General features: G+C 46.5%; 14 protein-coding genes. 5 read left to right on the forward strand and 9 right to left on the reverse strand.

The window, feature by feature from the left end:
• Positions 1-216 precede the first annotated feature (216 nt).
• Together QSV55_RS08580 and QSV55_RS08585 are read right to left on the reverse strand one after the other, a co-directional pair.
• On the reverse strand, positions 217-1,428 hold the full coding sequence (locus tag QSV55_RS08580) for an ABC transporter permease (protein ID WP_289649892.1): 1,212 nt from the start codon (positions 1,426-1,428) through the stop codon (positions 217-219).
• Positions 1,421-2,158 carry an ABC transporter ATP-binding protein gene (locus tag QSV55_RS08585; RefSeq protein WP_133451559.1) on the reverse strand — a complete coding sequence of 246 codons (738 nt, stop codon included), beginning with the start codon at positions 2,156-2,158 and terminating at the stop codon, positions 1,421-1,423. The genes QSV55_RS08580 and QSV55_RS08585 overlap by 8 nt, the downstream gene beginning before the upstream one ends.
• A 107-nt stretch (positions 2,159-2,265) precedes the next feature.
• On the opposite strand from QSV55_RS08585, the gene QSV55_RS08590 reads away from it, so the two are divergent.
• The 5 genes from QSV55_RS08590 to QSV55_RS08610 all read left to right on the forward strand — a co-directional run bounded on the left by QSV55_RS08590 (position 2,266) and on the right by QSV55_RS08610 (position 5,298).
• Positions 2,266-2,685 carry an HIT family protein gene (locus QSV55_RS08590; RefSeq protein ID WP_289649893.1) on the forward strand — a complete coding sequence of 140 codons (420 nt, stop codon included), beginning with the start codon at positions 2,266-2,268 and terminating at the stop codon, positions 2,683-2,685.
• A gap of 51 nt (positions 2,686-2,736) precedes the next feature.
• Complete coding sequence (locus tag QSV55_RS08595; RefSeq protein ID WP_289649894.1) at positions 2,737-3,093, forward strand: YtxH domain-containing protein; 357 nt, start codon at positions 2,737-2,739, stop codon at positions 3,091-3,093.
• Positions 3,094-3,182: 89 nt separating this feature from the next.
• Entirely contained in the window at positions 3,183-3,728 is a 546-nt protein-coding gene (locus QSV55_RS08600; protein ID WP_289649895.1) for an HTH-type transcriptional regulator Hpr, read from the forward strand.
• A gap of 36 nt (positions 3,729-3,764) precedes the next feature.
• Positions 3,765-4,310: a DUF3267 domain-containing protein gene (locus QSV55_RS08605; protein WP_133451556.1), complete on the forward strand. Its 546-nt coding sequence runs from the start codon at positions 3,765-3,767 to the stop codon at positions 4,308-4,310.
• A 61-nt stretch (positions 4,311-4,371) separates the two neighbouring features.
• A complete protein-coding gene (locus QSV55_RS08610; protein ID WP_289649896.1) occupies positions 4,372-5,298 on the forward strand; it encodes a peptidylprolyl isomerase in 927 nt (308 codons plus the stop codon).
• Between the two features lie 37 nt (positions 5,299-5,335).
• Here QSV55_RS08610 and yhaM read toward each other — a convergent pair whose 3' ends face one another.
• The 7 genes from yhaM to xdrA form a co-directional block, all read right to left on the reverse strand.
• Positions 5,336-6,277, reverse strand: coding sequence for a 3'-5' exoribonuclease YhaM (yhaM, locus tag QSV55_RS08615; RefSeq protein WP_289649897.1), 942 nt, complete (start codon positions 6,275-6,277; stop codon positions 5,336-5,338).
• Positions 6,277-9,183 (reverse strand): ATP-binding protein, encoded by a 2,907-nt coding sequence (locus tag QSV55_RS08620; RefSeq protein ID WP_289649898.1) that lies wholly within the window; start codon positions 9,181-9,183, stop codon positions 6,277-6,279. The genes yhaM and QSV55_RS08620 overlap by 1 nt, the downstream gene beginning before the upstream one ends.
• Positions 9,173-10,309 (reverse strand): metallophosphoesterase family protein, encoded by a 1,137-nt coding sequence (locus QSV55_RS08625; protein ID WP_289649899.1) that lies wholly within the window; start codon positions 10,307-10,309, stop codon positions 9,173-9,175. Before QSV55_RS08625 ends, QSV55_RS08620 begins: the two co-directional genes overlap by 11 nt.
• A gap of 72 nt (positions 10,310-10,381) precedes the next feature.
• The gene (locus tag QSV55_RS08630) at positions 10,382-11,848 is read right to left on the reverse strand and encodes a coproporphyrinogen III oxidase (protein WP_289649900.1); all 1,467 of its coding nucleotides are present in this window, start codon (positions 11,846-11,848) and stop codon (positions 10,382-10,384) included.
• 58 nt (positions 11,849-11,906) lie between these two features.
• Entirely contained in the window at positions 11,907-12,260 is a 354-nt protein-coding gene (locus QSV55_RS08635; protein WP_289649901.1) for a YlbF/YmcA family competence regulator, read from the reverse strand.
• Between the two features lie 70 nt (positions 12,261-12,330).
• Entirely contained in the window at positions 12,331-13,461 is a 1,131-nt protein-coding gene (locus QSV55_RS08640) for a DUF445 domain-containing protein (protein WP_289649902.1), read from the reverse strand.
• 44 nt (positions 13,462-13,505) lie between these two features.
• Positions 13,506-13,970, reverse strand: coding sequence for an XRE family transcriptional regulator XdrA (xdrA, locus tag QSV55_RS08645; protein WP_133451548.1), 465 nt, complete (start codon positions 13,968-13,970; stop codon positions 13,506-13,508).
• Positions 13,971-13,994: the final 24 nt, after the last annotated feature.

The following is a 13,994-nucleotide window of genomic DNA, read 5'->3' on the forward strand; positions in this document are numbered from 1 at the left end:
CTGTGCTTATCGCTCATAACTCAGGGGGCAGCACCGTTTTCCTGTCATTATGAGCGATATTCTGTGTTTATCGCTCATAACTCAGGGGACAGCACCATTTTCCTGTCATTATGAGCGATATTCTGTGTTTATCGCTCATAACTCAGGGGACAGCACCGTTTTCCTGTCATTATGAGCGATATTCTGTGTTTATCGCTCATAACACCTGACCACCACCTAATCTTTCAGCAGCACCATGCGTTTCTTCAGTTTCGACATGACCTGCTGGTTGGTCCACCACATGATCGCAAAGAAAAACAGTACATAATAGAAGGTGCCAGGATACAGGCAGATATAAATAACTGCAACGACCACTGTCACTACGAGTGAGAGCTGCCAGAGGAATTTCTGGAAACCCTCTACTACTTTATTTTCCGCTACCGGCCAGACTTGCGGCCATAACTGATAGGCCTGCTGTTTATAGAACTGTGATGACTGGAGGACAACAATGTAGATCATAAAGACACCGATGATCGCAGCGATAACAGGCTGATGGACAAGCCAGATAATCAGACCGCCTATCACCACAAGCCGGATAATAATCCAGAATGCATCTTTACTGCGCACAAAATTACGTTTGAACAGAAACAGAAACATACCATCATGATTGTACGCCCGGTCTTTCAGCAGCAGATCGAGATAAGGGCGGCGCCGCACATTGTCCTTCAATCCTCTGACATCAGTGAAGAGATTGATGAATTTATACTGCCGCTGTGTCAGGTCTTTTTCGTATTCAACCAGCGTTTCCCACGGATAGACACGTTTCTCAGCTATATGACGGACGAGAAGCAGCAGGCCGAGCAGCATCACAAGCGAGGCCACTCCTGTAAACCAGCTGCCGTCAAGCGACATATAGATTCCTGATATCAGTACGATGAACAGCATTATATTGACGCTCAGATTTGAGACACTGATTTTCAGGAAATAAAAGCGCAGCAGCAGGCCGGTGCCTATACCGATAACACCTGTCAAATAAGCCATGATAGCCCCGTGCATAGAGAAATATGTCCCCGCATGATAAAGCGGCAGCAGAATGGCAAACAGGACTGTGAACAGCAGGCAGCGCCGTATAGCAGAGTCCGCTATACTCTTTCTGACATACTCATCCAGCTGTGCTTCATAAGGCAGTAAAAAAACCTGATCCGCTTCTCTGAAATAAGTGCGCAGCGGCGCCAGTGTCGCCAGCGCCAGGATAAAGGCAATGATCAGATGGTAGTCTATACCGTCCGGCAGTGCTTTTAAGAGCTGGCTGTACTGCAGCATCAGCGCACCGAAGGCGATGGACAGGAAGATGATGAAGTGCCCATTGAAGATAAAACGGCTGTACCGTGCGATTTCTTTAGTGTTCGCACCTGCTCGTTTCTGATAAAGCGACTTCGCATTATACATGTTGATCACCTTGCGTCAGCTTGATATAGATTGCATCCAGGGATTCACCAGGCATACTGAGCTGAGACTGCAGCTCCTGAATAGTGCCTTTAGCCACTAAATGACCTTGGTGCATGATCAGAAAGTAATCGCAGTACCTCTCAGCGGTCGCAAGTATATGTGTACTCATCAGGACCGTGCGACCGGCCGCGCGTGCCTCTACCATCAAGTCAAGCATCGACTGTATACCGAGCGGGTCAAGTCCAAGGAACGGTTCATCGATGATATGGAGTTCAGGCTGACTGATGAATGCACAGATAATCATGACCTTCTGCTTCATCCCTTTAGAGAAATTCTGGGGAAACTGCTTCAGCTTATCTGCCAGCCTGAATGTTTTCAGCAGCGGCTGACTGCGCGTCATCGCTTCTTCCTTGGTCAGTCCGTATGCCATAGCAGTCATATCAATATGCTCTTCTAATGTCAGTTCATCATACAGGACAGGGGACTCCGGAATATAGCTGATTTTCCGGCGGTAATCATAAGGGGCTTCACTAAGTGCGATGCCATCGATGGCAATATCCCCTTTCATCGGCTGAAGGAGTCCCAGCATATTCTTGATCGTCGTGCTTTTGCCGGCACCGTTCAAGCCGATCAGCCCGACGATTTCGCCTTTTTTCAATGTGAAATCTATATCGTGAATGACAGGCTGATTGCCGTACCCACCTGTCAGATGTCTTACTTCTACTGTCAAACTCGCGCACCTCCTAAGGATTATTTCATATTGTATCAAATATCCTTTGTATTCACCTATTGATATGGCTAAAATAAAAATATATCTATTTTACAGGAGGACCTACTATGACAGACTGTATTTTCTGCAAAATCATCAGCGGTGACATCCCGTCCTACAAAGTTTATGAAGACGCGTATACTTATGCCTTCCTTGATATCTCACAGGTCGCTAAAGGGCACACGCTTGTCGTCCCTAAGAAACACAGTCAGAATCTGCTCGAGACAGAACCTGCAGTGCTGGCCCATGTCATCACTTCCGTCCAGAAAGTCGCACAGATGATAGATGCCACCCTGCAACCTGACGGCATCAACATCGTGCAGAATAACCGTGCATTCGCCGACCAGAGCGTCTTCCATCTCCACTTCCATATCATGCCGCGTTATCAGGACGATATCGACGGCTTCGGTTACAAGTGGCAGACGCATAGCGATGCATTCGACGCTGACGCCATGACTGCACTCGCTGAGCAAATAAAGAATGCTTGATAGTCAGAATTAGGGGTATAACTAAGGAAAACCAATTGGAGGAATCATCTTATGAAAATCACACATATTGCTGCCGGCTTTACGGTCGGACTTGCAGCAGGTGCTGCGACTGCACTGCTGAACGCAGCCAAGCCTGGCTCTGAAGTACAGCGTAATTTCATGGCGAATTCTACTGATGCCAAGGCTCAGGTTAATCAGCTGAAGACAGAAATCGGTGACCTGAAGAACTATGCGATGCAGACCAAAGAAGAAAGCCAGAAGCTCATCAAAGAACTGGGCACTGAAGTCAAAGAAATGATTGCCAATTATAAGAGCGACATTGAGCCGAACATCAAACATCTGAAGTCCAATGTCGAAAATGTCAAAAATCGTGCAGATGAAGTAAAAGAAACATTCTCTAAAAAATAGCCTTATGTTAAAATAAATCAATTGCACTTATTAAAGCATGATGTCCTCGCATCATGCTTTCTCTATGACCTATTGAAGGGGGAATTTTTTTGAAGCGTGACCGCGAAATCATCGAACAAATGCTCTTTACTCATCACGTCTCTCAGCTGAGCAAAGCTTTATGGAAGACGGTCGAAAAGGACTGGCAGAACTGGATCAAACCATATGACCTGAACATCAACGAACATCATATCCTCGTCATTATCCGCAATCTGGAAAAAGCAACGATTTCACAGGTCTCCCAGTACGGTGTCATGCATGTCTCAACGGTCTTCAACTTTGCGAAGAATCTCGAGAAGCGCGGCTATTTACGGATGCCGAAAAGCGAGTCGGATAAACGTAATACATATCTTGAACTGACTGAAAAAGGCAAGGATCTTCTATATGAAACCTATAAGAACTACGAGAATACGGACGACCGTCTGCATGATGCCGCTTTAGAATATCAGAAGGTCATGCTGACGATGCCCGCTTTCAGCGACCTGAAATATATTGTCTCTCAGATTTATGGCCGGGACTTTATCGAGCAGCTGGATAAAAGCCATCATGACCTTCTCGAAATACTGCTTGACGAAAATGAGGACAGTGAGGCATAATGCATAAGATAATATGACTGATAAGGAGCATTATTCATGTATTCATGTACTAAGAAACTCAACCTGAAACACACGTATGGCCGTCAGCGATTGATTTTCACTTCATTTCTCATCACTGTCATCACCTTCCTTGTTTCATTTGAGGTTTTCAGTTCTTTTGTCAGCGATCACTTCAGCGACAAGTATTTTCTGTTGTTTGTCGGGGCATGTCTGGCTGTTTATCCGTTACACAAATTCTGTCACATCATCATGTTCATGAATGACTTAGGCTCTATCATCATCCAGAAAGTCACAGCAATGGGGTTTCTGCCGATCCTGAACATCAGGCTCAACCACCCCATCAGTAAAGGGCGCTTTCTCATTACACTCGTTATGCCGTTTATCATTATCTCAGCACTGACATTGACCGCTGCAGTGTGGTATCCGCTATACGGACATTATTTTCTGTTTCTATTCTCAATGAATGTAGGTCTGTCATTTGTTGATTTCATTTATATGAAGTATCTGCTGGCCTCTCATAACTGCTCTTTCGTCGAGGAACGGAAGCATGGTCTGGAGTTACTCACGAAGTTCGACATATAATTTCATGATATTTTCATAATGAAATGCTATGCTAGAATGAGCAAAGAAAAGGAGATTGACAATGAAGAAACTAAAAAAAGCAGTAGTACCAGCCCTCCTGTCTGTTTCAGTACTTGGACTGACAGCTTGCGGCAATGGCGATGAAGGCAAGACTTTGATCACTTCTAAGGCGGGAGACGTCACAACGACCCATGTGATCGATCAGATCGGCAAAGAAGAAATCGCGAAGAATGCCTTCCAGATTCTACTCAATGACATCCTGAAAGATAAGTATGGCAAGAAAGTAGATGAGCAGAAAATCAAGGACGATGTCGATGCTGAAATCAAGAAATACGGTGGCAAAGAGCAGTTCGAAGCCTTATTGCAGCAGCAGTCACCTGGTATGACAGCAGACAAATATAAAGAGTCCCGTCTGACAGAGGCTTATCAGAAACAGCTGATGAACGACACGGTGAAAGTTTCTGACGACGAAGTGAAAGACAGCGTCAAAAAAGCCTCTCATATTCTGATTAAAGTGAAATCTTCATCTGATCCTTCCGGCTTATCGGATGCGAAGGCGAAAGAGAAAGCACAGTCAATTCTCGAGCAGCTGAAAAAAGACCCAGACCAATTTGCAAGCCTGGCTAAAAAAGAGTCCGGTGACACCGGTACAAAAGAAAAAGGCGGCGAACTCGGCTATGTCGCAAAAGGCGATACAGTGCCGGAATTCGAGAAAGCGCTGTTCAAGCTGAAAGAAGGCGAAATGTCCGGTCTTGTTAAATCGGATTATGGCTACCACATCATCAAAGCAGAAAAACAGGATGATTTCGCTAAGCAGAAAGAGGCCTTAAAAGAGAAGATCCGTCAGACTAAAGTACAGGAAAAACCTGAGCTGATGATCGATGCCTACAAAAAACTCTTAAAAGACTACAACGTCGATTATAAAGATGAAGACCTGAAGAAAATCATTGAGGAGAAAATCCTCAATACTACAGCTTCACAGCAGTAATAAAAATGCTCTGATCCTTAAGATCAGAGCATTTTTATTATTCCAGTGTCTGCGGTTTATAGAACTGTCGGCCTTCCAGCGCGAATATCCGTTCTGAGAACTGCCCTTTCTCCACTTTCTTCAGATGTTTATCAAACATCTGCATACGGGCATCGATATTGTCGATGAAGTGAAGGATCTCTGCTTCTTTGACCATCGGCAGTTTAGGTGAACCATACTCCAGTTTGCCGTGATGCGCGAGAATCAGATGTCTCAGCAGCATGATTTCCTCACCTTCAATTCCATGCTCACGCGCCATCTCCGCTACTTCATCACTCATGATGGAGATGTGACCGAGCAGATTGCCTTCCACCGTGTAGCTCGTCGCCACAGGACCGGACAGTTCCTTCACTTTCCCCATGTCATGCAGAATAATGCCCGCATAGAGCAGACTCTTATTCAGTGATGGATAGATTGCGCACAGAGCTTCTGCCTGCTTAAGCATGGTCATCACATGGTAGAGGAGACCGGAGACAAAATTGTGATGGTTGGAACTTGCTGCCGGAAAAACCAGAAATTCCTGCTGATATTTCTTCAGTAACAGACGGGTGATGCGCTGCAGATTGGCATTCTCTATATCCATGACATAGGTCATCAGCTGGTCGGACATCTCCTGGGCAGAGATGGGCGCCGCTTCCAGGAAATGTTCAAGCTTAATGCCATCTTCTTCTGTCGCTAAGCGGAACTGATTGACTTTCATCTGCTTGCGGCCGCGATAATCAATGACATCGCCTTTAACTTTGACCAGTTTCTCCGGCTGCAGCAGTTTGATATCCTGTTCTGTAACCGTCCAGACTTTTGCTTCTATATCACCGCTCTTGTCCTTCAGATATAAGGTCAGATACGGTTTTCCTTGATTGGTCACCCCTTGGACAGCTCGGTGGATCAGGAAAAATGCTTCGACCGATTCGCCGGGTTTCAATGTTTCAATTGTTCTCATTATTTTAACTCCTTCTCGTGGCGCTCAAGTACGATTGTCTGCTTGGCCGGTATATTCGTCGAGCGGTTGCAGGTGAAATATAAGTACTGATTATCCTGCTGCTGCATCAAGTACTCCAGTATCTTATCCTTACGATGCTTATCAAAATGAACAAATGCATCATCAATAATAATCGGAAATGGATAGAGATATCTGAGATGATCGACCAGGCTTAGTCTCATCGTAATATAAAGCAACTCTTTCGTCGACTGAGACAGCTCGGTCGGATGATAGATCTGCCCGTTCTTATGCTTGACGAGCAGTGCATCCAGATAGATGACATCGATATAGCGCCCTTCTGTCAGCAGCGTGAAGATCTCTGAGGCTTTACGGATGATGTTCGGGATACGCTCTCCCTTGATTCTCTGACGATGTGCATCAATCAGTACTTCTATATAATGCAGGGCACTGTAATCAAGCGCAAGCTCATTGACGATATTACGTTCAATGGCATAACGATGGTTGAGCTCTGACAGCGTGGTATCCTCTTCCATTGTTTTCATCATCTGCTCGATCTGATAGTGTTCATGCTCCCGCTCTTTTAAGGTCTGTTCATATTCCTTCAGCTGATCCGTGATACGTCCTTCGATGAGCCGCAGATCTTCAGATGTCTGCTCTGCCAGCTGGGTGCTCATTTCATATGTGAAGTTCTCCTCTTCAAGCAGCTGACTCAGCTGATGATGGCGGTTCAGATTCTGATGATACTCAGTGAATGCTTCAAACTGTCTGTAATAGTCTGACTCCTCCGCCGCCCCTGCTTCATCGAACAGCTGCTTCAGTTCTGTATCCATTTCCTTGTAGCCTTCCTGCAAAGTGGCCAGTTCTTTTTCAGCCAGCTGTAACTGCTCTGTCAGGCGCTGCTGTTCTTTTCGGTTGCGTGTCTCTGTTTTGACGAGGCCGCCAAGTTCTGCGAAGACGACTGAGGGGGCCACGTCAGATGAGACCAGGCTGAAGGCATTCACCTTCTGGCTGAAGTGATCAAGCTGCTGCTGCTCAGCGCTCAATGACGCCTTCAGCTGGAGGAGCTGCTGATAGGTCTGCTGCAGACGGTAGATGGTCCGGAACGCATCCGGCAGCAGTGAATCTTCGTAACTGAGTTTCAGCTGAAGCATGCTCTTCGTTCTGTTCAATGTATCATTCACTTTTTTAAGCGCCGCTTCTTCTTCAGTCAGGAGCAGCTGCAGTTGTTCTTTTTTACGTCCAAGCGCTGCCTTCTCATCCAGAATACGCAGCTGTCTGTCACGGAGAGCCCGCTGACCTTCCAGATCAAACTGATCATCCAGCTGTGACTGCAGATGCTGAATTGAAGTTTCCAGCTGGATGATCTCGTCCTGCATGATATGGTTCTGATTGTTTGGAACAGGCTTGTTCTGGAAGAATAAGATCATCATGATAATCGGTATCAAAAGGAGTATGGATGCCGGAATGTAAAACTGCAGGTAGAAGAGATAGGCCGCAGTCGCGAGCCCGACCAGTCCACCGAGCAGATAGATCAGATTCAGTTTCTGCCGTTTCTGCTCTTCAATCTCTGCTGTCCGCTGCTGCTCAGATTCAAGTTTATGATAGAGCTCTGTCTTCTGGCTCAGTTCCAGTCGCTGTTCCGAAAGCTGGATACCTGTTCTGAAGAGTTCATCGGTCACGATATGCGGTGTGATATCTGCCAGTTTATCTGCATTCAGCTCTTCTTCACGAGACAGCTGACTGATTTCACGCTGCAGCTGAGCGGCCTTCAGGTTCAGCTGCTCTTTATCTGACAAAGCATAGATCAGATGATCCTTCAGCGCTTCGTCTATCGTGACCGCATGATATTCCTGCCAGCCGATATCATGCTGTAATCTCTCTAATGTCGCTTCTTTGTCAGCGATATCCCGTTCCAGCATCTCGCGGTTCTTCTGATGCACTTTAATCTGCGGCTCTTCCTGCAGCAGCTGTTCTGCTGTTGCAAAATCAGACGCAGCAAGTCGCTCAATGGCCGCGTTCTCACGTCTGAGCTGACTGATTTTCTCTTCACGGAGGGCGATATCCCGTCTTGCGGCCTGCAGCTGTTTCTTTAAGCCTTCGTAGCGTTCAATCCCATGATCCGGAAAGACCAGCGGCTCAATATTCAGCTTCAGTTCCAGCTGTTTCCATTCCTTGGCACTGTGATGAAAGATCATCTCTTTCTGCTTCATCTGCTGCAATTTCGTCAGCTGCTGGATATGTGTCTTGATATCGTCAATTTTCTGCTTCAGTTCAAACTGTTCTGCCGTCAGCTGCTCGTACCGCTCAAGCTTGACTTCCTCATCCCTGATCTGCAGCTGCAGATTCAGAATCTCCGCTATATGATCGCTCAGCTCACCTTCAGAATGATCCGGTGACAGAAGCCGCAGCTTTTCTTTGATCAGATCCGTCTCAAGCGTTGAGAATTCAGTAGAACCGAAGACACCTGCCTGCATCAGATAATCCTGCAGCTTCTCTTCTGTCAGCTTGTGCACCTGCTGCAGACCCAGGACATCAAATGAAAAGATTCTCTCATAGGCAGCATCCGTCATAAAGTTGAACTTCTGATGCAGCCATTCACCATCCTTCGGGCTGTTGTTATAGAGAACTGTCAGCTGCTCTGTGCCATCGCGGTAAACCCGCTCGATATAGAGCTCAGAACCAGCGTCGTCAATCACCATATGTCCGCCGTACTGGTTCGTAAAGCGCGGGACATACAGCGGTTTCTCTGTCCGCCCAAAACCGAACAGCAGTGAATGGATGAAAGTCTGCATCGTTGATTTGCCGGTCTCGTTTTCACCGTATATTTGAGTGAAGTTTCTATTCAGATTGAACTGCTGCTCTTCCAGCCGGCCGAAGCCGTATATCTCAAGCTTCTTAATTTTCATCGCTCTTCAGCCTTTCTTTCAGCTTTCTTTCCCCTTGATGAATCAGGGCGACCCGGTCAATCTGCGTATAATCATCAAGAAAACGGCTCATCTCCAGATCGTGATACAGCGGTTGCATCGCCTGATCGAACATGGCATCGTCTTCTATCATCGCTGCATCAAATTCCCGGTGCAGGGTCGTCGTATCAACCTGCTCCACTGTCAGTTTATCGATCCAGACAAAGGCATTATCATGACGTTCGTGCTGCTGCACAAGGCGCTTGACCGCTGCCAGTCTCTTCGGCGTGATCAGCTGCTCCTCCTGATTGATCAGTTCAATCTGGTAGATGCCTTTGCCATCCGGCCGGTGCTCCCCTTTAAATTCTTCCAGTAATTTGAGGAGACCATTCTTCGACAGATCTTCTACCCGGACTTCATACTGACCGAAGATGATATGCTGGACGGGCACGAATAATACTTTCATTTCGATATGGTCGCCTTCCACCATCAAGTAGCCTTTACGACCTGTTTCAGCAGGCAGATAGCTCTGAATGTTGCCCGGATAGTGAATATGAGGCATCTCACTGACCAGCTGTCTCTTATGACGGCCGCCGAGCGCCCAGTAATGATAGAGCTTCTCGTTAAGTGCTTCCTGCTCGAAATCACGGCCGAGTTCGCCGTAAAGCATCCCGATATGGATGCTCTTATCAACCTGATTCGTCGGAAAATAGCTGATATCATGACCGCTGCTTGTGCCGTGGATATAGACCGTATCACCGGACTTCGTAATAAACTGATAGCTTTCGACTTGATCATTGAAGATGATGACATTATCCGGCCAGCTTACCGGGCGCAGCGGCAGACCGGTCTCACCCAGAATGATATAGACATAAATGCCTGCATCCTTCAGTCGCTGGAATTGCTTCTTCAGGAAGATGGTCGTTCTCAGTGACTGATTATCCGCAGCCAGGACATCTCCAGCGATCAGGACAAAGTCAACCTCCTGCTGAATCGCATCCTTGATCAGCGTACTGAAGCTTTCAAAGCTGGCGCGGTGAATATCTGACATGATGGCTTCTGAGACATAGCCACTCAGCTGGAATGGCGCATCTAAATGTAAATCTGCACAGTGAATAAATTTAATCATTGATCTACCTCGTTTAGTGACTTCACTTTATTTTACAATAAAAAAGACGACGAAACATAAAAAAGCCGAAGATTAGTCTTCGACTTTATAGAGATGATTCAACTTTTTGATTTTTTCGCTTGTATAGTGCGCGTATGACTGATTGTAACTCTTCGGATCTTTCGGATTCAGATAATTCTCGATCTTGCCCGTCTCGGGATGAATGAATTTAGAGGATGCACCGCAGCCGATGCCGATGATCGTCTGAACCTCCTCCATGATGAGGATGTTATAAAGCGAATATTCCTGGTCAATGGCATAACCGATATTCTCAAGATTGCCGAGAATATTTTTCTGCCGGTATAAATAATAGGGTTTATAGCCTTCTTCAGCAGCGAACTGCCGGGTCATATTCATCATGTGCATGATCTCATCACGCGGCGCCACAGGATATTTCTCTTTGTTGCGGGTCATCTCGCTTGCGCGCTTGAAGCTGAGAGTATGAACCGTAAGAGACTCCGGTCGCAGCTTCTTTGTCTCAGCGAGGGAATGCGCCACATGTGTACGATCCTCATTCGGCAGCCCGATGATCAGGTCCATATTGATATTATTCATCTGGTATTCTCTGGCAAGCTTGAATTTGTCGACTGTCTCTTTGACAGAATGATGACGGCCGATCGCTTTCAATGTCTCATCTGTAAAGCTCTGCGGATTGATGCTGATGCGGTCGATATCAAAGTCATTCAGCACTTTAAGCGTCTCCGCATCAATCGTATCAGGACGTCCCGCTTCGACCGTCACTTCTCTGACCGTCGACATATCAAAGGAGGCATAGCACTGATCCAGCAGCATCTTGAGGTCTTTTGGTGTGATGGATGTCGGTGTGCCGCCGCCGAAATAAATAGTCGTCACCTTGATGTCATTCTCTTTCAGCCAGCGACCTGTTTCAGCGATTTCATGCAGCAGACCCACCAGAAATTCCGGGACATCATTCTTATGGACCAAGATACTGTAGGCCGGGAATGTGCAGTAGGCACACTTCGTCGGGCAGAAGGGGATACCGATATAGACACTCACTTCCCGCTTCAGCTCGTATAGATCGGGTATCGCTTCATTCTGAGTGTGAACGATTGACTTCATCAGATCAAGTTTCTCCTGGCTGATCAGATAATCCTGCGTCAGTCTGCTGCTGATGGCTTCATGTGAGAGTCCCTGACGGTAAAGGCGGTGATACAGCTTTGTCGGCCGGATGCCTGTGAGAATCCCCCAGCTCTGCGTGATGCCTGTATGGGCAGTCAGCATCGTCACAAGCGTCTCCGCAACGGCCTGTTTCACCGTCTTCTTATCCTGGCCTGTCCGCTTTGCGGTCGCTGTATAGACTTCCCCGTCTATCGTCAGATGCCCCGTCACCGTGACGCCTTCTTCCTTTGTCACCTTGAAGGCAAGTTCATGCTGCCCTTCTCCTATCAAGAGAAAAGAGTCTTCATAATAAAGGTTGATGATGTTCTGCAGGTAGAGGAGATCATGCTCCATTTCCTGATTCTTCAAATATAGTTTCATGGCTTATCCTCTTTAAAAAAAATAAACGAAAACAAGGTTTCGTTTATTTTCTACATGTTTATTGGTTGTCTTGCCCGTATAAGTCTTGCAGCGGTTTTAAGATGATGCGGTTCAAGTCTTCGATGACCTGTCCCATGCTCTGTTCAGCCTGCATGAGTTTTGAGATGTTCTCATCCTGCTCAATCTTGCCCGCAAGCTCATTCGCTTTGGCGATATCCTCTTCTGTGATCTCTTCACCGCTCATCTGCTTTTCCTGTAAAGTCATCTGGATGCTGCGGAAATCTGCGAAGATGGCTTTCGATTCCTCATTGCTGTTAACCGCTTCTAATTGCGCTTTAACCGCCTGATACTCTTCGCTCTGGCGCAGTGCGCTTTCCAATCTGTTTGCATCATCATAAATATTAACTGACATATTAATTCTCCTTTAACTAACTGTTTCCTCTAATTTAACATACTTAAGGAAGATAATCACTTGATTAGGATCAAATAAAGAGGGCGACGACACCTTGCAGGAGACCGATGATACCCCCCAGTAAAAAGCCGAGCAGCGTGATCAGCTTGAGCTCTTTACTCGCGATTTCGATGATCAGCTCTTCAATAAATGACAGCTGGAAACGGTCGATCTGGTCTTTGATCAGCTCTGCGATATGCAGGCGGTCAAGAATGGCGGGCATGCTGTCTGCCACGCGTGCCAGTCCTGTGTCAAGCAGCCGGTTCATCCCTTCATTTTCTGCATAGCGGAATGCTTCGGGGAACAGCTCATAGAGCGGCGTGCGTGTATAGTACTCGATATTGATTTTCTCTTTGATCGTCTCGACGGAACGGTTGATCAGAAGACGGACTTTTTCTTCCGAAATATAATCAATAGGCGCGGTCTGCATAAGACGGCTATATTCTTTATCAACTTCACTCTGGATGATGGCCTTGATCTTCTCTTCCTCAGTCAGCTTCAGCATCTCCCGCTGCACGCGCTCAGCAATAGCGTCCGGTGTCATCAGCATCTGCAGCAGACCGATCAATTTACCTTTTTGCGTGAAAAAATTCTCAACCATGTTCAGGATATCGTCATAGCCTTTATCTGAAGCGATATACACCTGAAACTTCTCCAGCAGCACATCAGCAGCCCGATTCACTTTCTCAGTGAGTGCCAGCTGGGTCTGCTCAGGCAGCAGCTGACTTAGCGCGGTGCCGGCATACTGGTCAGCGACAGCGGTCAGCTCTGCCTTGATCTTCTCTTCAAGCATGTGGTTCAGCCGGCTGTCAATATCCAGGTTAAAGCGCTCAGCTAAATAACCGATCGTATAACGCTGATCTTTCAAGTTCCCGAGCTGCTCTTTCAGCAATCTTTCAAAGAAGACACGTGTTTCAGCGGTCATGATCTTTTCCTTAAAGACGTCAGGCGTCAGCAGATGACGGGTGACCATCTCACCTATTTTCTGGGACAGTTCATGACGGCGTTTCGGAATAAGCCCCGGTGTGAACGGCAGCTGACGGCCCATCACATAGACAGGTTCGTAAGGTCTGAATAACATCTTGATCGCAATATAATTCGTGAATCCGCCGATGACAGCACCAATCAGACCCATAAAGAGAACAAGTAGTATTGACTGCATAAAGCTCCTCCTTTATAAGAAAAAGCAAACGTCATGACGTTTGCTTAAACATTTACAAGCTGCTCAGCTGTCTTCTTAGAGAAGAACATTTCAGCTTCGCGTTCTTTATTAGAACCATAGAGCGGCTGATTAGAACGGTCAAGAATACGGTAAAGATTTGAGATCTTGTTGAACTGTAAAGTAAAACCTGCTTCTTCGCGTCTCGTTTCCCACCAGAGCTCATCTAAGTTATCGTTCTGCGGATATGCACAGGCACCACGCGAAATCACTTGGACCACTTCAAGCGGATCGCCGCCAAGTGTTGTCTGGAGCACTTCTGAATCGCGGAACAACGCACATAATGAGACACATGTGGTCCAGTTAGGCAGGACACGTTCTTTCTCAATCTGCACTAATGTTTTCTTTGAAAGACCGATCGTCTGAGCCATGGTATCTTGTGTATAGCCAGCTTCAATTCTGACCATCTTAAATTTTGTCTGCAGTAAATCTGTAAAAGTTTGTTTATCCATTCCATTCGACCTTTCTTTTATATA

It is taken from the genome of Macrococcus bovicus (assembly GCF_030376725.1).
Lineage (GTDB): Bacteria > Bacillota > Bacilli > Staphylococcales > Staphylococcaceae > Macrococcus > Macrococcus bovicus.

Coding starts and splice junctions, on each gene's coding strand:
- QSV55_RS08580 (WP_289649892.1), bottom strand. CDS start 1,428: ATGTATAATGCGAAGTCGCTTTATCAGAAACGAGCAGGTGCGAACACT.
- QSV55_RS08590 (WP_289649893.1), top strand. CDS start 2,266: ATGACAGACTGTATTTTCTGCAAAATCATCAGCGGTGACATCCCGTCC.
- QSV55_RS08595 (WP_289649894.1), top strand. CDS start 2,737: ATGAAAATCACACATATTGCTGCCGGCTTTACGGTCGGACTTGCAGCA.
- QSV55_RS08605 (WP_133451556.1), top strand. CDS start 3,765: ATGTATTCATGTACTAAGAAACTCAACCTGAAACACACGTATGGCCGT.
- QSV55_RS08610 (WP_289649896.1), top strand. CDS start 4,372: ATGAAGAAACTAAAAAAAGCAGTAGTACCAGCCCTCCTGTCTGTTTCA.
- yhaM (WP_289649897.1), bottom strand. CDS start 6,277: ATGAGAACAATTGAAACATTGAAACCCGGCGAATCGGTCGAAGCATTT.
- QSV55_RS08620 (WP_289649898.1), bottom strand. CDS start 9,183: ATGAAAATTAAGAAGCTTGAGATATACGGCTTCGGCCGGCTGGAAGAG.
- QSV55_RS08625 (WP_289649899.1), bottom strand. CDS start 10,309: ATGATTAAATTTATTCACTGTGCAGATTTACATTTAGATGCGCCATTC.
- QSV55_RS08630 (WP_289649900.1), bottom strand. CDS start 11,848: ATGAAACTATATTTGAAGAATCAGGAAATGGAGCATGATCTCCTCTAC.
- QSV55_RS08635 (WP_289649901.1), bottom strand. CDS start 12,260: ATGTCAGTTAATATTTATGATGATGCAAACAGATTGGAAAGCGCACTG.
- QSV55_RS08640 (WP_289649902.1), bottom strand. CDS start 13,461: ATGCAGTCAATACTACTTGTTCTCTTTATGGGTCTGATTGGTGCTGTC.
- xdrA (WP_133451548.1), bottom strand. CDS start 13,970: ATGGATAAACAAACTTTTACAGATTTACTGCAGACAAAATTTAAGATG.